Below are 16,936 nucleotides of genomic sequence, written 5' to 3' on the forward strand. Positions count from 1 at the left end.
GCGCGCCAACAACTCCGCGGACGGGGTGCCGGTCTATTTAGACCCCGTCGCGGCGCTGAAGGAGAAGCGTGCCCGACATAGGCACGAGTCTAGCGCCTCCCGGCCCGAGCCCCACGCCCTCAGGCGCTCGCGAGGGCCTCGCGCACGAGATCGAGCAGGCGCTCCGTACCGTCGAGGCGGCCGGCGCTCCGCGCGCGTTCCGACATCGCGGCGAGCCGCTTGTCGTCGGCGAGCAGCGGCAGGAGCGTATCGGCGACCCAGGTAGGCGTGAGTTCGGCATCCTCGACGAGCAGCGCACCACCGGCCTCAACCACACCCGCAGCGTTGAAACGCTGTTCGCCGTTGCCCACCGCGTACGGGACAAACACGGCGGGGATACCGAGACCCGCGAGTTCGCTTACCGTTGTCGATCCGGCACGGGACACTGCGAGGTCGCAGGCCGCAAACGCGAGATCCATACGGTCGCAGTACGGAATCACGTGGTATCCGGGCACGCCAGGATCCTCAATCTCCGTGAGTCCACCCCACACGTGCAGCACCTGCACTCCCGCGGCGACGATCTCTGCGGCGGAACCCGAAATGCCACGATTGATCGCGCGGGCACCCAGCGAGCCGCCCGTCACCAGCAGCGTGCGGCGGGCAGGATCGAGTCCAAAGTGCGCCCGGGCGGACTCGCGAACCGCGGCGCGATCGAGGCCCGTGATCTCGGGTCGCAGCGGCATGCCGGTCACGTGGGCGTGCCGGATCGGGGTCCCCGGGAAGGTGACGCCGACAAAGGTTGTGCTCCGAGCCCCAAGCTTGTTGGCCATGCCGGGCCGGGCGTTCGCCTCGTGCACCACGACCGGGACGCCTTCCTTGGCCCCGGCCCGATACGCCGGTGCGGAAGCATAGCCACCGAAGCCCACAACCACGTCGACGCGGTGCGCGCGAATCAGCTCTCGCACTGTTTTCACGGCCCGGGCATATCGGGCGGGAAACTTCAGGGCTGCCGCGTTCGGTCGGCGCGGGAACGGCAGCCGCTCAATGAACGCAAGTTCGTAGCCGCGCTCGGGCACGAGCCGGGCCTCCAAGCCCTCGCGGGTCCCGAGCACGAGAATCCGCGCCTCGGGCTCGGTCGCGCGGATCAGGTCCGCGAGCGCGAGCAGGGGGTTCACGTGTCCGGCCGTACCTCCGCCGGCAAGCAGGTAACTTGTCATCGGGTTCGCGGTCTCCTCTGGTCTGACGATCCGGCACCGGCGGCGGCCAGTTCCTCTTGATATTGGGCCCCGTCGCGCGCGATCGACACGACGACCCCGATTGCGGCGAGACAGGCGATCAGTGCGGTGCCGCCGGCGCTGATGAGCGGCAGCGGCACGCCGAGCACCGGCAGCACGCCGATCACGACGCCGATGTTCACAAACGCCTGGCCGACGATCCAGACGAGGATCCCGCCGACAACGGCCTTGCCGAAGCGATCGCGCGCCCGGGAAATAATGCGCAGCATCACAACTGTGAGAGCCACAAACAGCCCGATCACAAGTAGCGCGCCGATCAACCCCAGCTCCTCGCCGATGATCGCGAAAATGTAGTCGTTGTCGGCGGCGGGCAGCCACGACCACTTCGCTTTGGACCCACCAAGCCCCACCCCGAACAGGCCCCCTCCCGCGAGCGCCCACAGGCCGTGCAGCGGCTGCCAGCCGAGCCCGCTGTAGTCGTCATTGCCCGCGGCGTGGCCAAACAGCCGATCCAAACGGTTCTGACTTGTCACCACAAAGAAGACCACGGCAAGCAGGCCGCCAGCTGCGGTGACGCCGAGGGTCTTCCCGCTGACGCCGCCGAAGTACATCGCTCCGAACACCATCGCCGCCATGATCAGCACGGTGCCGAGGTCACGGCCAGCCAGCACCACGCCGAGCGCGAGGATCGCGCCCGGGAATATTACCGGGATGAACTCGTGCTTCATCTGTCCGAGCAGCGGTTCTTTGCGCTGCAGGACCGCGCCGATCCAGACGACAAGCGCAAGCTTCAGCGCTTCCGAAGGCTGTGCTCCGAAACTCCCGATCTGGATCCAGTTGCGGTTGCCGTACACCTCAATGCCGAGCGGGGTGAATACAAGCAACTGCAGCAGAATTCCAAACCCGAGCAGATACCAGGCCCAGCGCTTCCAGAACGTGATCGGCAAAGCCGCCGCGATCAGCATCAGCGGCAGGCCGATCAGGGCAAACGTCGCCTGCTTCCAGAAGCCTCCGAAAAAGCCTTGGTCGTCGAGGTACGACGTGATCGAGGAGGACGACAGCACCATGATGAGCCCGAAACCAACGAGCAGGAGCGTGATCGCGTAGAGCGCGATCACCGTGCGGTCGGTGCCGGGGCGCAGCACCGCGCCGAGGCTGATGCGCGCCTGGCCCGTGGCGCGGCCCGCGGCGTTCGTCGGTTCCTGAGCCATCTGAGTTACTCCAGTTCGGAAACGGCCGCTTGGAAAAGCCGCCCACGCTCGGCGGTGCCGGAGAACTGGTCACCCGGCGCAGCAGCCGGGGAAAACAGCACGGTGTCGCCTGGCTGCGCCATGGCCACAGCCGCAGCGACGGCCGCGTCAAGCACTCCAGAAGCGTCGAGTTCTCCTGATGAGACCTCCGTGACCGGGCGCTCGCCCAAGTGCTGGCGGAGTGCGGCGAGCACCTCGGCCCGCTGCGCGCCGATCACCACGGCCCCGCGGAGGCGGTGCTCGTGTGCGGCGACGAGGCCGGAGAGGTCTGTGGAGGTCTGTACGCCGCCCAGAATCCACACAACGTCCTTCAGGGTGCGGAGCGCGGCGTCGGCGGCGTGCGCGTTTGTCGCGGCCGCGTCGTCGATCCAGCGCAGGCCTGCACGGTCCGCAAGCCGCTCGGTGCGGTGCGGCTGCTGCGCAAAGCTCAGCACGGCCTGCGCCACCTCGCCGGGCGTGACCCCACGCGAGCGAGCGAGCGCGGCCGCAGCGAGCACGTTGTGCGCGCTATGCGGCGAGGCAAGGCCGTGCTGGGAAAGCTCTTCCACGGTGACAAGCTCGAAGGCCTCGCCCCGGCGGTCCTCGTGGAAACCCCGATCCACGAGGATACCCTCGACGATCCCGAAGCCGCTCGGCGGCGGCGTATCGATGCCGAAGCTGATCGCGCGCGCACCCTCGACGACGTCGGCCTGCTCGACCATGCGCTCGGTTGAGGCGTCCTCGCGGTTGTACACGCAGGCGATCTGGGTGTTTTCGTAGATTTTTGCCTTCGCCGCCCACGCGGCGTCGGCGCTGCCGTGCCAGTCGAGGTGGTCCTCAGCGAAGTTCAGGCAGGCACTCGCGTAGGGGGAAATCTCGCCGAGCCGGGCAAGCTGAAAGCCTGACAGCTCGACGACGATCGCGTCATAGCCCTGCGGATCACGCAGGACATCAAGAATCGGGGTTTCGTTGTCGCCAGCCGGGGTGACACGCAGTCCGCCGGCGGCGAGCATGTGCGCCGTGAGCTGCACCGTGGTCGTCTTGCCGTTCGTTCCGGTGACACAGAGCCAGTCGGCGATGCGGGGCGTTTTGTCCCGGAGTCGCCAGCCGAGCTCGATGTCGCCCCACACGGTGACGCCGTGCGCGCCGGCCCACTCGCTGAGCGGATCGTCCAGGCGGAGCTCGGGGACGGGGACCACAAGCTCTGGGTCGAACGCCGCAAGATCCGCCAGTCGTGCCGCGGGATCAGCGTCAGCGAAGCGCTCGGCTCCGATCACGTCGAGCAGGCGATCGCGATCCGCGTCCGCGTCCTCGGCGATCACGCGCACCCGAGCCCCCAGCTCGACGAGCGTATCCGCCACCGAGAATCCGACCGGTCCGAGGCCCAGCACCGCGACCCGGAGCTCGCTCCAGTCATGATGCCAGCTTGTCAGCGCAGCGAGGCGCGTTTCGAGGGTCACTGCTGCAACAACCATTCACCGTAGAAGGCACCAACGCCCGCGATCACAAACAGCCCGGCGATGATCCAGAACCGCACCACCACGGTCACCTCGGCCCAACCTTTGAGTTCGAAGTGATGATGGATCGGACTCATCAGGAAGATCCGCTTGCCCTTTGTCACCTTGAAGTAGATACGCTGCACGATCACGGATCCGGTCTCAATAATGAAGAGCCCGCCGATCAGTACCAGCAGGATTTCGGTGTGCGTCAGAATCGCAAGCGCCGCGATCGCGCCACCGATGCCCATGGAACCCGTGTCGCCCATGAACACCTGCGCCGGGTTCGTGTTCCACCATAGGAAGCCCGCGAGGCCTCCCAGGAACGCCGCGGCAATCACCGCGAGGTCCATCGGATCCCGCACCTCGTAGCAGCCGGCCTCCCCCGCGGTCGTCGCACAGTTCTGCGCCGACTGCCAGAACCCGATGATGAGGTACGCGCCAAACGCGAAGATCGACGCCCCCGCTGCGAGCCCGTCGAGGCCGTCGGTCACGTTGACCGCGTTTGTTGTGGCGGTCACGATGACCATCACCCAGATGATGAACAGGATGATGCCAGCGATGGGGCCGAGCACCATGAAGTCGAAGGGGAGATCACGGAACAGAGAGATGTGGGTGGATACGGGAGTGAGCCCAGCATCGTTCGCGAACTGCAGTCCGAGCAGTGCGAAGGACACCGCGATCACGATCTGGCCGGCGATCTTCGCCCACCCGCCGAGGCCCGCGGACTGCTGCTGCCTGGTCTTCATGAAGTCGTCGATGAAGCCGACGAGCCCCGCGCCCACCGCCATCAGGATCACGAGCAGTGCCGACGGCGTCGGCTGCTCGCCCATGACAAGCTTGCCGACGAAATACGCGAGCACGGATCCGGTCAGGAAGATTAGGCCGCCCATCGTGGGCGTGCCGCGCTTCACCTCGTGCTCTTTCGGGCCGTCGACGCGGATCGGCTGACCCCACTTGAGACGGTTGAAGATCCGCACAAACAGCGGCGTGAGCAACAACGAGTACAGCAGCGAGAAACCGCCGGCAATCAACAGCGCGATCATGCGAAGGCCTCCCCCAGGCGGTCACCGAGGAAACGCAGTCCCGCGGCGTTTGACGATTTCACGAGCACCGTGTCGTTCGGCCGGAGCGTGCGCTCCAGATATTCGAACGCCTCGTCCTGCTCGGCGAAGAACACGCTCTCGCCGTCCCAGGATCCCTCGTTGATCGCACTGATGTGCAGGTTGCGGGCCTCGGCACCGACAACAACAAGCTCTGAGATGCGCAGCCGCACCGCCTGCAATCCGATGCGCAGGTGTTCCTCAATGGCATACTCGCCAAGCTCGCTCATTGCACCGAGCACCGCGACCGTGCGGCCCTCCGGTTTTCCGATCTGCGCGAGTGTGCGTAGCCCGGCGCTCATCGAGTCCGGGCTCGCGTTGTACGCGTCGTTGATGATTGTGACCCCGTCACGGCCACCCATCACTTCCATGCGCCACCGCGCCGCGCGAGTCGCCCCCTCGAGGGCTTCCACGATGTCTGCGGGGGCCAAGCCGAGCTCGCTGCCGACCGCGGCCGCCGCGAGCGCGTTGGTCACGTGGTGTTCCCCGAGTACGCGGAACGTGACGGGCAATGATGCGCCGTCGATGTGCAACGTAAAGCGGGTTCCGCTTGCGTCGGAGTCGATGTCGCTTGCGCGCACGTCCGCCTCAGGATGTCGGCCAAACCAGCGCACACGCGCGTTGGTGAGTTCCCCCATACGGGAGACATAAGCGTCGTCACGATTCAGCACCGCGACAGCGTCCTCGGGCAGATCGCGCACCATCTCGCTTTTCGTGCGGAAGGTTGTCTCGATCCCGCCAAACTCACCGGCGTGGGCGAGGCCAACGGTCAGCACAACGCCGATGTGCGGCGGGGCCATCGCGGTGAGGCGAGCAATCTCGCCCTCAGCGCTCGCGCCCATCTCGGCGACAAGCGTGCGCGTCTCGTCTTCCACGCGCAGCATTGTGAGCGGGCCACCGACCTCATTATTGAAGGACTTCGCGGAGGCCACGGACGGCCCCACACGCTCCGCCATCGCTGCGACAAGGTTCTTCGTTGTTGTTTTCCCGTTGGATCCAGTAATCCCGACGATCCGGAGCTGCCCCGCGGCGCGCACGCGGCGCACAACCTCTGTGGCCAGCGCGCCGAGGGCGTCGGTCGTATCGGCCACGATGATCTGCGGCACGGTGTCGTCGGTTTCACGTTCCCCGACGATCAGCGCGGCGCCTGCGGCAACGGCCTGCGGTACGAATCGGTGCCCGTCGGTCTCTTCGCCGCGGCGTGCGAAGAAAATCTGACCGGGGGCAACCTCACGAGAATCGGTCTGCGATTCGCCACTGATCCGGTCCTCGGGTGTCGCCCCGCTTGTGCCCACCACAAGGGTGCCGTGCACCGCAGCCGCAATTTCTGCGAGCGTCAAATCAATCACGAAAGCAATCCTGCCTCGCGGAGCGCACCGCGGACCTCATCACGCGCCGAGTACGGGATGAACTGCCCGGCGACTTCCTGGTGGTCCTCGTGTCCGGGACCGGCATACAGAATAACGTCACCCGGCGCGGCCAGCGAAATGGCGAGGCGCACGGCCCGTCGCGGATCGCCCTCCTCGATCACCTCAGCGTGATTCGCTGAGCGGGCACCGGTGAGCAACTGGGCACGAATCGCCTCCGGCGGTTCGGAGCGCGGGTGGTAGTCGCAGATGATGAGCGTGTCGGATCCTGCGGCCGCGATCCGGCCCATCTCTTCGCGCTTCGTTGTATCGCGGTCGCCATCGGCCCCGAACATAAAAATGATCTTGCCGGTGGCGACCTCGCCGAGCGCATCGAGCATCGCCTCGAATGCCCCGGGAGTGTGCCCATAGTCCACGAAGAAGCGGGGACCGGAGGATCCGGGTGCCGTCATCTCTTCCAGCCGGCCAGGAATATAGACCGGGATCCGGCCATTGTCGAGTCCGGCCGCAACCTGCGCGAGCGGGATCCCTGCCTCGTGCAGCATGATCAACGCGAGGGCGGCGTTTTCCGCCATGAACCCACCGAACACGGGAACGCTGCCGCGGAAGTGTGCCCCCTCGGGGCCCTGCAGCACAAACGAGACACCGTCGAGCGACTGCCGAGTGACGGCCAGGTGCCAATCGGCGGACTGGCCGTACTCGGTCGCGAGGCGGGTAACGGGAATTTGCGATTCTTTCGCGATCCGCTGTCCGTACGTCGAGTCGACAACCACGACGCCGCGGCTCGCGCGCTCCGGGGTGAACAGCGCGAGCTTCGCCGCGAAGTACGACTCCAAGTCACCGAACTCGTCGAGGTGGTCCTGCGAGAAGTTATTGAACGCGACCACGTCGAAGTGGACACCGTCGAGCCGGTGGCGCACAACGGCTTGGGCCGACACTTCGATCGCCACGCCCTCGACCTCCCGCTCGCGCATCCGAGCCAGGAGGCCGTGCAGTTCCGAGGCCTCGGGGCTTGTCAGGTTCGCGGGGATCACCTCCTCGCCAACGCGGCGCTCCGCGGTCGAGCTGAGGCCGGGCGTGAGACCCGCGGCGCGCAACAATTCCGCGAGGATGTAGACCACGCTCGTTTTGCCGTTCGTGCCGGTCACCCCGAAGAGTTTCGCGGCAAACTCGGCCGTGCCGTAGACGGCGGCGGCAACCTCGCCGAGCAGCTCGCGCGGGTGCTGCGCGGAGACGAGCACCGGGAGTTCGACCCCCGCCGCACTGGCAAGCTCGGCACCCGCCGCGTCGGTGAGCATCGCGTGGGCCCCGGACGCGGCGGCCTGCGCTGCGAAGTCCGCGCCGTGGCGCTTCGCCCCGGGCATCCCAATGTAGAGATCCCCCGGCCGCACATCACGCGAGTCGAGCGACACGCCGGTCACGGCACCGCCTTCTTCGAGGCCGTGCGCCTCGAGCCCAAACTGCGTCACCAACTCAGTGAGCGGTGTCGGGGTGGGGGTCTGCGGGCGAATGCTCAACGCATCTCCGGTACTCACGTGGTTGTGCCTCCTGCGGGCGTGTCTCAATATTCGGTGGGGAGCGGGGTGAACTCCCCGGTCGACGGCGGAATATGGAAGGTGCGGATCGTGGCCTCGGCCACCTCGCGGAAACTTGTCAGCGCGGCATTACTCCCATCCCCGGCCGACGGGAACCCAATCGATGTTACCGCGACATACTGCGGGTCGTCGGCCGGGAAGATTCCCGCGAAGGAGTGCACGTAGTCCGTGCGGTAGCTACCCTGGCCGTCTGACTGCTCCGCGGTGCCCGTCTTTCCGGCGATTCGGTAGCCGGGGATCGCGAGCATGTCCGAGAACCACGCCTCGGTCGTGACTGTCTCGAGCATCTGCATCATCGTGGCGGAGGTCTCCGGGGTGACGACAGTCACGGGCTCGCCGTGCTCCGGCTTCGTTTCGGTGCCGTCCTGGGAGGTGCAGCCACGCACGATGCTTGGCGGCACGCGCACACCGCCGTTGGCGAAGGTCTGGTACACAGCCGCGGTCTGCACGATCGTCGATGACAGGCCCTGGCCGAACATAGTGTTGTACGAGGTCTGCGGGTCCCAGTCCTCGACGGGAATCAGCATGCCAGAGTCTTCCACCGGCATGCCCGCCTGCGTCGCCTCGCCCACGCCGAACTTCCGCAGGTAATCGTAGCGCACCTCGGGGCTCAAAGCGCTCCCCAGGGTTGCGGTGCCCACGTTTGACGATTGCGTCAGAATGCCTGCGAGCGTCCAGGGCATAGGCTGGTGCGGGAACGCGTCGCCAAAGCTCACGTTCGGCTCGGGTACGAGGTGATCGGGGGTCAGGTTTTGCGTGGCGGGCGTTGCCGCACCCTCCTCGATCAGCGCGGCGGCCGTGATCGCTTTGAACGTGGAGCCGGGCTCATAGGGCGACACAAATGAGCGTGCCTCGCGCTTCATCGGGTCGGAAGCATCAACGTCGTTCGGATCCACCGAGCCGTCCTCCGCGACCGCAACGAGCTCACCCGTCTTGATGTCCATCACCACGATATAGCCGTACTCGGCCGCGGTCTCCTGCACCTTTGCGTTGATCGTCTGCTGGGCTTCCCACTGCAGGTCGCGGTCGATTGTCAGCTCGACCGTGCCGCCGTTCTCCGCTTTTCGTTCCACCACGACACTGCCCGGCAGCGGCACCCCGTCGGCCCCGCGCTCGTACGTCTCCGTGCCGCTCACTCCCGTGAGGCACTCGTCCTGCGAGACTTCGACGCCCGACTGCGGCACGTCCTCAAAGCCTGAGAACCCGATGATGTTGCCCGCGACGGCCCCGTTGGGATAGGTCCGCGTGTGGTGGCTCTCGAAGGTGAGCCACGGGATACCGAGTGCTTTCAGCTCGTTCAGCTGGGTGAGATCGACGGCGCGCTGCACGTAGGCGAAATCCGACTTCGGGTTCGCCTCGAGCGCGTCGTCTACGATTTTCTGGATCTCTGCCGCGCTCTGCCCCGTGATCGCACCGATCTCGGCGAAGGCCTGCTGCGCCGTCACCTCAACCGTGGCGGCACCGCCGCGTTCTGTGTCAGGACGCCAGAACTTCCCGCCCTTGATCTTTGTGTTCTTGGGCGACAGATTCACGTCGTAGCGCTCGTCTGTCGTCGCGAGCACCTCGCCGTTGCGGTCGACAATGTCGCCGCGAAGGCTCAGGATCGTGTTCCCCACCGCACGTTTCCCCTTGGCGTCCTCGCTCAGGGCTGCGGCCGAAACGACCTGCAGGTCCACGAGCCGGACCAGGAACACTATTGCAGCGATCACCACGATCGCGAGTGCGATCGTGCGCCGCCGCCGTCCTGTGCGCACAGTCCGCATGCTGTTCCTCCCGCCGGGTGCCGCCGGCTAGTGGGTCTCCGGGGCCGGCAGCTTGCCCGTTAACCGTACCGGCGCGGTGGTGGCTTCTGCCTGAGTGGCGGCTGCCTGGGCAGTGCGCGGGACCAGCAGGCCCGCGGCGTCGACCACAGGCATGGTTTCGAGCGTTGAGTTCGGAATGAGGTTGCCGCGGGCCTCCGAGGTTTCGGAGGCGAGAGTCCCGAGAACCGCACCGTCGCTCAGGCGCAGCGTCGCCGGGCGGGCGTTCTGCACCATCCCGAGGGCCGTCGCGTTCTCCGCGAGGTTTTGCGGCGACGACAGCTTGTCGACGTTTTGTGAGAGCACGCGCTCAACGCGGCTGAGGTCGCGCTGCTCGATTTCAAGTGCGCGGGTCTCGTAGGCACCCTGCGAGATCGCGATACTCAGGCCCAGTTGCACGGCAAGAATCACGAGGATGACGCCAACCGCGACGAGCGAACCGATCAGCGGGCTCTGCAGCGCGCGACGTGCCGACTTCGGGGCCTCGGGCGCGATTCGGAGGTGACGCTCCCCCGGTGTCGTCGGGGTGAGCGGGGTGCCGGGCCGGACGGGTGCGTTTGCCGTGCTGGCCGAGGTCGCGGCGAAATCCGCGAGATCGAAGTCGACCGGAACCGTATTGTTCATCGCCCATCCCTCGTTCGTTCGGCGGCACGCAAGCGCACCGGGATAGCCCGCGGATTGCGCGCGCGTTCTTCGTCACTGGCAAGTTCGGCGCCGCGCGTCAGCAGCTTGAACTCGGGTCGGTGCTCTGGCAGTTCCACTGGAAGTCCCGCGGGTGCCGTCGATCGGCTACGCCGCGTAAGCTCTCGCTTCACGAGGCGATCCTCGAGCGACTGGTAGGACATGATCACCGCTCGGCCGCCCAGGTTGATGAGGTCGAGTGCGGCCGGGATCGCGCGCTCCAGCACGGAAAGCTCACCGTTCACCTCGATCCGCAGTGCCTGGAAGACGCGCTTGGCGGGGTGGCGCTGATCCCGCACCGCGGCGGGGGTCGCTTCCTGCAGCACGTCCACAAGCTGGCCGCTGCGCTCGATCGGGGCGAGCTGGCGCGCGGCGATGATCGCCCGGGCATAGCGGCCGGCGAGCGGCTCCTCGCCGTAGCGCTCGAAGATCGCCCGAAGCCGCCCCTCGGGGGCCTCCTTGATTACGTCGGCCGCGGTCTCGCCTCGGCTCTGATCCATCCGCATGTCGAGCGGCGCATCCTGCGCGTAGGCGAAGCCGCGGTCGGCCTCGTCGAGCTGCAGCGAGGAGACGCCGAGGTCAAAGAGGACGCCGTCGATGCGGTCAAACCCGGCACCGCGCACGGCATCCGCGATCTCGTCGTACACCGCGTGGACGCGGATCGCGCGGTCGCCGAAACGGGCAAGGCGGGTGCCCGCCAGGCGTAGCGCCTCGGTATCGCGGTCGAGGCCGATGAGCGTGAGGCCGGGGTGGGCATCGAGCAGTGCCTCGCTATGGCCTCCCATGCCGAGGGTGGCGTCAACCACGACCGCCCCCTCACGGCTGGCCGCGGGGGCAAGCAGTTCGAGGCAGCGGTCGAGCAACACGGGAACGTGCAGTTCGCTGGGGTCGCGGGTATCAGTGGTCATATGGGTGTCCGGGCTAGAACATGCCCGGAATCACCTCCCCGTCAGTGTCAGAAAATACGGCTTCCTGCTCGCGCAGGTAGGTCTCCCAGGCGGTCGCATCCCAAATCTCGGCGCGCGAGCCGGTCCCGATCACGGCAAGGTCTCGATCCAGACCCGCGTACTCGCGCAGGCCCTGCGGGATCGTGACCCGGTGCTGCTTATCCGGTGTCTCCGGGTGCGCCCCGGAGAGGAACACACGGAGGTAGTCACGCGCATGCTTTGAGGTCATCGGCGCTTGGCTGATGCGCTCGTGCATTGCGGTGAACTCCTGCTCGCTGAAGACGTAGAGGCAGTGCTCTTGTCCTCGGGTTATCACTAACCCGTCAGCGAGCTCGTCGCGAAATTTGGCCGGAAGAATCAACCGCCCTTTGTCGTCCAGCTTGGGCGTGAAGGTTCCCAGGAACATGGGTTCCTCCCTCCGCCGGATCGACTTGGGTCCACACTACTCCACTTTCCTCCACCCAGGCAGGTTTTCCCTCCACTTTCTTCCACAAGCCCGTTTCTTATTGAAATCATGCGGTTCTTGGGCCGAACAACCGCGAGCCCTGAGCGCGCCGCGCCCGGCCTTCTGAGGATTTCCTCGGGCTTTTCGCCCCGATACCCGGCGTACTGGGCAGAAACGTGGAGGAAAGTGGAGCCGGTGGTGGAAAGTGGAGCCAGTGGGGGAAAGTGGAGCGCGCAGGAAAATGGAGCGCGCGGGAAAATAGAGCACGCGGTTGATACGACGAGCATCGGCACCGACGAGCCTCACCCCACACCCACACCTCCCGCTCTCACTCCTCCATCTCCCCCCCTCACAACCCTGCCCCTCTCAATCCTCCCCGAGTCGTTTTATCGAAAGTGACGGAAATATCGCGGAAAATGCGTACCGCTAGATAAATTGGCTCGGGCTGGACGAGCATGGTGACAGGCAGGCAGACCCGGGCGCGCAAGCGGGTGCAGACCAGCACGCAGACCGAGCCGACGCGCGCGGGCAGGGCCGACGCAGGCAGGCAGGCAGGGCCGACGCAGGCAGGCATACATACATGCACACAGGGACCAGGCCCACGGACGCACGGACGCACGGACGCACGGACGCACGGACGCACGGACGCACGGACGCACGGACGCACGGACGCACGGACGCACGGACGCATGGACGCACAGCTACTGTTCCCCAGGCACCGGGGTACGCCCTCCCCGAGTCGTTTTATCGAAAGCGACGGAAATACCGCGGAAAATGCGTGCCGCTAGATAAATAGGCTCGAGCTGGCGGGCGGGCTCGAGCTGGCGGGCGGACGCGGGTTAGGGGCGGACAGCAGGCGCAGCAGGCGCAGCAGGCGCGGAGCACGCAAAACGCCCGCGGGGCCGCGAACCTCAGTGGTTCGCGGCCCCGCGGGCGTGCATGCGGGACTCCCCGCGGAAAAACTGGCTGCTAGCGTTCGCCCTCCATGCGCTCGTCCCAGCGGCGCTCGGCGCGCTCACTCAAGGACTCACGCGAGGACGATGACGATGACGCGCCATTCAGCACGTCCTCAACGGTGACGGAGTCCGAGCCGCGCGACAGCATGAGGGTGACCCCTCCCACCATGAGGGCGAAGCCGATGAGCCCCAACCACAACTGCTGGGCGGCGACTCCCCCGATGAGCACACCAATACCGACGAGCACCACAATGATGCCCAGCACCAGCGATCGGTAGCTCACCCGGCGACGACGCACCGACCCGGTCTGCATCACGTCAGCTTCACTCTGATAGAAACCGCGTTCCATCTCGTCAAGCAGCCGCTGCTCGTGTTCTGACAGCGCCATGACGATCCTCCCGACACTCTAACGATCTGTACCTTACAGTCTACGTTGCGCACCCGTGAGTAGGCTAGTTGTGTGCAAGAAACGATGCGACTCGCAGGCCTTATTCAGGAGCGGATCGGTGCCACGCTGACGCGGCATCGTGCAGCTCTCACCCCCCTGGGGCCCGACGCCCTGCCGTTGCTCGACGAAGCCCTGGGCTTCCTGACGGGCGGCAAGCGGTTCCGGGCGCAGTTTGCGGTGCTCGGCTTCCGCGCTGTGCGCGAGCTTGACGTCGACGGTGAGGTGACGCCGGAGTTTGCACGGGTTCTCGATGCGGCGTGCGCGCTGGAGCTGTTCCACGCCGCAGCCCTCATTCACGACGACGTCATCGACCGCTCCGACACGCGGCGCGGCCGGCCAGCTGCGCACAGGCTTTTTGGCGCACTGCACCGGCACGAGGGGTGGCGCGGTTCGGCGGATCACTTCGGGCTCGCCGGCGCGATCCTGCTCGGCGATCTACTCCAGTCCTGGGCAGACGAGCTCATGCAGTCGGCCTGTGACGCCACCGAGGACCGGGCCGCCGCCCGCCGCGCAAGGGAACACTTCAATCGGATGCGGAGCGAGGTTGCCGTGGGCCAATACCTCGACGTCCTCGAAGAGCAGCAGCCCACATTCGCGGCTCACGAGGAGCAGCTTGAGCGTTCCACCCGAGTCCTCGTCTACAAATCCGCGAAGTACAGCGTCGAAGCACCCCTCCTCATCGGAGCAGCCCTCGCTGGAGCGAGTATGGAGACAGAGGACGCGCTCTCGCACTTCGGCCTTCCCGTCGGAGTCGCGTTCCAGCTCCGCGACGACCAGCTCGGCGTGTTTGGTGACGCTGACATCACAGGCAAGCCCATCGGCGACGACCTGATCGAGGGCAAGCGCACCGTGCTCGTCACCCTCGCACGGGAGAACCTGCCGACCACCCAGCGCCGGATCTTTGACGATCTCCTGGGCACCGATCTAGACCCGGAGCAGGTCACGATCCTGCAGCGCACAATCCGCGAGAGCGGTGCCGTGGAGCAGGTCGAGGAGATGATTTCCCGCAACGTGGAACGCGCAATTGATGCCCTCGCGGGTGCGCCCATCCGAGCCGATGCGACCGCGCGGCTGACGCAGCTATCTGAACGGGCCGCTCGGCGGGACGCGTAGCAAACGTAACAGGCCGGTTCACCCGCTCACTGCGGGTGAACCGGCCTGAACGGTTGGCCCAGGGGTTTAGAAGGCCAGCGCCTGCGTGGCTCGGCGGACCGCGCTCTTGCGTCCGGCCATCAGGGAATCGATCGGCCGCTCCCCCAGCTCCTCGTTGACGGCAAACAGCCAGTCAATCGATTCGTCACGTGTGAAGCCCGCGTCGAGCAGCACGAGCAGTGTGCCGCGCAGCGGCGGCAGCGGCTCCGTGCCCTGCACAAACTCTGCCGGCACGCTGAGGACGCCGTCGACGCGCACGGCAGCGAGGTAGTTGTCCTCGATCAGGCGGTGCACTTTCCCCGGAGTCAGGGAAAAACGCTTCACCAGATCGGGAATCGTGAAGTATGAGGGTTCGGGTGCGATGTTCTCGGCCACAGGTCAACTCTGCCACCGCTTGGGGCAGAGCGCAATCTGCCAGTCCTCGGCGCGCGCCGGGCTGTGGCCCGGGAATCTTCCGTAGACTCTCTGCGTGACACCTGCGCCTCCAGACCCGTTGATCGGGCAGACCCTCGATGAGCGGTACGTGATTCGCTCACGCATCGCCCGCGGGGGCATGGCGATGGTGTACCTCGCGAACGATCTTCGACTCGAGCGGCGCGTCGCCGTGAAGGTGATGCACCAGCACCTCGCCGAGGATGAAAACTTCACTCGCCGCTTCGAGCAGGAGGCGCGGAGCGCGGCCCGGCTTTCCCACCCGAACCTTGTCAATGTCTTTGACCAGGGCCAAGATGCGGGTCGCACGTACCTGGTCATGGAGTATCTCCCGAGCATCACGCTGCGGGATCTCCTGAAACAGCAGACCCATCTGACCGCCGAGCAGACGATGGAGATCGGCGAGGCCGTCCTCTCCGGTCTTGCCGCCGCGCACCGAGAAGACATTGTCCACCGGGACATCAAGCCTGAAAACGTGATGCTGGCGGATGACGGCCGGATCAAGCTCGGCGACTTTGGCCTGGCGCGCGCGGTGAGCGCGAACACGACAACCGGCCAGGCACTGCTGGGCACGATCGCCTACCTCTCCCCCGAACTTGTGACGCGCGGGGTCGCCGACGCGCGGAGCGATCTCTACGCCTTCGGCATCATGTTCTACGAGATGCTGACGGGCACACAGCCGTTCACGGGCGAGCAGCCCATGCAGATCGCGTACCAGCACGCGCACTCCGAGGTTCCCGCGCCGTCACTCGTGAGCGCGGAGGCGAGCCCCGAGCTCGACGAGTTCGTGCGATGGACCACGCAGCGCGAGCCGGAAGCTCGGCCCGCACACGCCGACGAAGCGCTCGAGCACCTCGCGGCGATCCGCGCGGGCCAGGCCCCGCATATGAACGCCACACGTGTGATGCCTGCGGCGATGGGCGCGCCCACCTCCGCGACCACTGTGCTCGACGAGGCACAACGGCAGACCCTCGATACTCATGCAAGCGCGCTCGGCGCCACGGGCGGCACTACCGTACTCGATGGCGTAATCGGCGATGCTGCGTCGGCGCTCCCGCTGGCGAGCGACAACGAGCCGCAGAACCCCATTGATCGGGTGGCGGATACGGCGCGACGCCGCACGAAACGCGGCAGGGTCCTCGCGCTCGTACTCGTGGTGCTCGTATTGCTCGCCGGCGGGGTTGGGTGGTGGTTCGGTCAGGGACCCGGGTCACAGGTGGCCGTGCCCGACGTTGCGGGATCAGACCTCGCGTCCGCACAGGCCGCCATTGAAGCGCAGGATCTCCGCGTAGACGTCATCGAGTGCGCTCACCTCACGATCCCGGTGGGTGACGCGACCGGTACCGAGCCGAAGGCGGGCGAGCGGTTGGATCGGGGCAGCACCGTGCAGCTCTGCCAGTCGACTGGACCCGAGATGAAAGCTGTTCCGACGCTCGTCGGCCTCTCCCGGGAGGATGCCGAGGCTCAGATCTCCGCGGCCGGCTTCACCTTCGGTTCGGTTGCCGACACGCGCTTCGCCGATGCTGAGGCCGGCACCGTCCTCGCCGCGCTCGATACCGAGGGCGAGGCGCTCGAGGCCCAGTACCCGGAACAGGGACGGATCGATCTTGTCGTGTCCGCCGGCTCACTGCCCGATGTGATCGGGCTCGACGCCGCGCAGGCCACCGCGGCACTCACGGACCTCGGTCTCGTGGTTGACGCGGGACTCGGTTCTGAAGCGCACAGCAGCGATGCCCCGAAGGGATCGGTATTGGATCTGATCCTCTCGACTGACCCGGTGCGTCCGGGAGACGCCGTTGGCCTCCAGGTATCGCTCGGGCCGGAACTCTTTGAAATCCCAGACATCGCAGGGATGGGCCTGCAAGAGGCGATGGACGCACTCTCCGCGGCCGGCTTCGCCCCGAGCACGCTCGTTCCTGAACCGCTCCGAAGCCTCGCGAAGGCAACGGCCACGGATCCCGCAGCGGGCGAGCGCGTGGAAGCGGGCACCGAGATCCGCGTCAAAAGCACGATCTCCCTGTAACGCGTGAGGGGGCGGTGCCGAATCGGCACCGCCCCCTCACGCGTCCGCG

At 66.5% G+C, this 16,936-nt stretch carries 14 protein-coding genes; 2 read left to right on the top strand and 12 right to left on the bottom strand.

Features of this window, described 5'->3' with window-relative positions; genetic code table 11:
* Nucleotides 1-119: 119 nt before the first annotated feature.
* From FM113_RS02270 to FM113_RS02325, 11 genes are all read right to left on the bottom strand, one after another.
* Entirely contained in the window at nt 120-1,196 is a 1,077-nt protein-coding gene (locus FM113_RS02270; protein WP_087011067.1) for a glycosyltransferase, read from the bottom strand.
* Entirely contained in the window at nt 1,193-2,425 is a 1,233-nt protein-coding gene (locus FM113_RS02275) for an FtsW/RodA/SpoVE family cell cycle protein (RefSeq protein WP_087011069.1), read from the bottom strand. Before FM113_RS02275 ends, FM113_RS02270 begins: the two co-directional genes overlap by 4 nt.
* Nucleotides 2,426-2,430: 5 nt before the next feature.
* The gene (gene murD / locus FM113_RS02280) at nt 2,431-3,903 is read right to left on the bottom strand and encodes a UDP-N-acetylmuramoyl-L-alanine--D-glutamate ligase (protein ID WP_254908829.1); all 1,473 of its coding nucleotides are present in this window, start codon (nt 3,901-3,903) and stop codon (nt 2,431-2,433) included.
* Nucleotides 3,900-4,985: a phospho-N-acetylmuramoyl-pentapeptide-transferase gene (mraY, locus tag FM113_RS02285; protein ID WP_087011073.1), complete on the bottom strand. Its 1,086-nt coding sequence runs from the start codon at nt 4,983-4,985 to the stop codon at nt 3,900-3,902. The genes murD and mraY overlap by 4 nt, the downstream gene beginning before the upstream one ends.
* The gene (gene murF / locus FM113_RS02290) at nt 4,982-6,391 is read right to left on the bottom strand and encodes a UDP-N-acetylmuramoyl-tripeptide--D-alanyl-D-alanine ligase (protein WP_087011075.1); all 1,410 of its coding nucleotides are present in this window, start codon (nt 6,389-6,391) and stop codon (nt 4,982-4,984) included. Before murF ends, mraY begins: the two co-directional genes overlap by 4 nt.
* Nucleotides 6,388-7,944 (bottom strand): Mur ligase family protein, encoded by a 1,557-nt coding sequence (locus tag FM113_RS02295; RefSeq protein WP_087011078.1) that lies wholly within the window; start codon nt 7,942-7,944, stop codon nt 6,388-6,390. Before FM113_RS02295 ends, murF begins: the two co-directional genes overlap by 4 nt.
* A gap of 26 nt (nt 7,945-7,970) precedes the next feature.
* On the bottom strand, nt 7,971-9,767 hold the full coding sequence (locus tag FM113_RS02300) for a penicillin-binding protein 2 (protein WP_087011080.1): 1,797 nt from the start codon (nt 9,765-9,767) through the stop codon (nt 7,971-7,973).
* Nucleotides 9,768-9,794: 27 nt separating this feature from the next.
* Nucleotides 9,795-10,427, bottom strand: a complete 633-nt coding sequence (locus tag FM113_RS02305; RefSeq protein WP_087011082.1) for a hypothetical protein — start codon at nt 10,425-10,427, stop codon at nt 9,795-9,797.
* Complete coding sequence (gene rsmH / locus FM113_RS02310) at nt 10,424-11,392, bottom strand: 16S rRNA (cytosine(1402)-N(4))-methyltransferase RsmH (protein ID WP_087011084.1); 969 nt, start codon at nt 11,390-11,392, stop codon at nt 10,424-10,426. Before rsmH ends, FM113_RS02305 begins: the two co-directional genes overlap by 4 nt.
* 13 nt (nt 11,393-11,405) lie before the next feature.
* The gene (mraZ, locus tag FM113_RS02315) at nt 11,406-11,837 is read right to left on the bottom strand and encodes a division/cell wall cluster transcriptional repressor MraZ (RefSeq protein ID WP_087011086.1); all 432 of its coding nucleotides are present in this window, start codon (nt 11,835-11,837) and stop codon (nt 11,406-11,408) included.
* A 1,008-nt stretch (nt 11,838-12,845) separates the two neighbouring features.
* On the bottom strand, nt 12,846-13,220 hold the full coding sequence (locus FM113_RS02325; RefSeq protein ID WP_087011090.1) for a DUF3040 domain-containing protein: 375 nt from the start codon (nt 13,218-13,220) through the stop codon (nt 12,846-12,848).
* 72 nt (nt 13,221-13,292) lie between these two features.
* Here FM113_RS02325 and FM113_RS02330 point away from each other — a divergent pair, with 72 nt between their 5' ends.
* Nucleotides 13,293-14,393: a polyprenyl synthetase family protein gene (locus FM113_RS02330; RefSeq protein ID WP_087011092.1), complete on the top strand. Its 1,101-nt coding sequence runs from the start codon at nt 13,293-13,295 to the stop codon at nt 14,391-14,393.
* Nucleotides 14,394-14,459: 66 nt separating this feature from the next.
* Here the strand turns inward: FM113_RS02330 and FM113_RS02335 are convergent, their stop codons facing one another.
* Nucleotides 14,460-14,807: an Rv2175c family DNA-binding protein gene (locus tag FM113_RS02335; RefSeq protein WP_087011094.1), complete on the bottom strand. Its 348-nt coding sequence runs from the start codon at nt 14,805-14,807 to the stop codon at nt 14,460-14,462.
* Between the two features lie 94 nt (nt 14,808-14,901).
* Between FM113_RS02335 and pknB the strand changes: the two genes are divergently transcribed.
* The gene (gene pknB / locus FM113_RS02340; RefSeq protein WP_254908830.1) at nt 14,902-16,887 is read left to right on the top strand and encodes a Stk1 family PASTA domain-containing Ser/Thr kinase; all 1,986 of its coding nucleotides are present in this window, start codon (nt 14,902-14,904) and stop codon (nt 16,885-16,887) included.
* Nucleotides 16,888-16,936 lie beyond the last annotated feature (49 nt).

It is taken from the genome of Leucobacter sp. 7(1), assembly GCF_900163635.1.
Taxonomy (GTDB): Bacteria; Actinomycetota; Actinomycetes; order Actinomycetales; family Microbacteriaceae; genus Leucobacter.

What these genes read in the sequence shown, in the direction of transcription:
- FM113_RS02270 (WP_087011067.1), bottom strand. Translation starts at nt 1,196, where the DNA reads ATGACAAGTTACCTGCTTGCCGGCGGAGGTACGGCCGGACACGTGAAC.
- FM113_RS02275 (WP_087011069.1), bottom strand. Translation starts at nt 2,425, where the DNA reads ATGGCTCAGGAACCGACGAACGCCGCGGGCCGCGCCACGGGCCAGGCG.
- mraY (WP_087011073.1), bottom strand. Translation starts at nt 4,985, where the DNA reads ATGATCGCGCTGTTGATTGCCGGCGGTTTCTCGCTGCTGTACTCGTTG.
- FM113_RS02300 (WP_087011080.1), bottom strand. Translation starts at nt 9,767, where the DNA reads ATGCGGACTGTGCGCACAGGACGGCGGCGGCGCACGATCGCACTCGCG.
- FM113_RS02305 (WP_087011082.1), bottom strand. Translation starts at nt 10,427, where the DNA reads ATGAACAATACGGTTCCGGTCGACTTCGATCTCGCGGATTTCGCCGCG.
- rsmH (WP_087011084.1), bottom strand. Translation starts at nt 11,392, where the DNA reads ATGACCACTGATACCCGCGACCCCAGCGAACTGCACGTTCCCGTGTTG.
- mraZ (WP_087011086.1), bottom strand. Translation starts at nt 11,837, where the DNA reads ATGTTCCTGGGAACCTTCACGCCCAAGCTGGACGACAAAGGGCGGTTG.
- FM113_RS02325 (WP_087011090.1), bottom strand. Translation starts at nt 13,220, where the DNA reads ATGGCGCTGTCAGAACACGAGCAGCGGCTGCTTGACGAGATGGAACGC.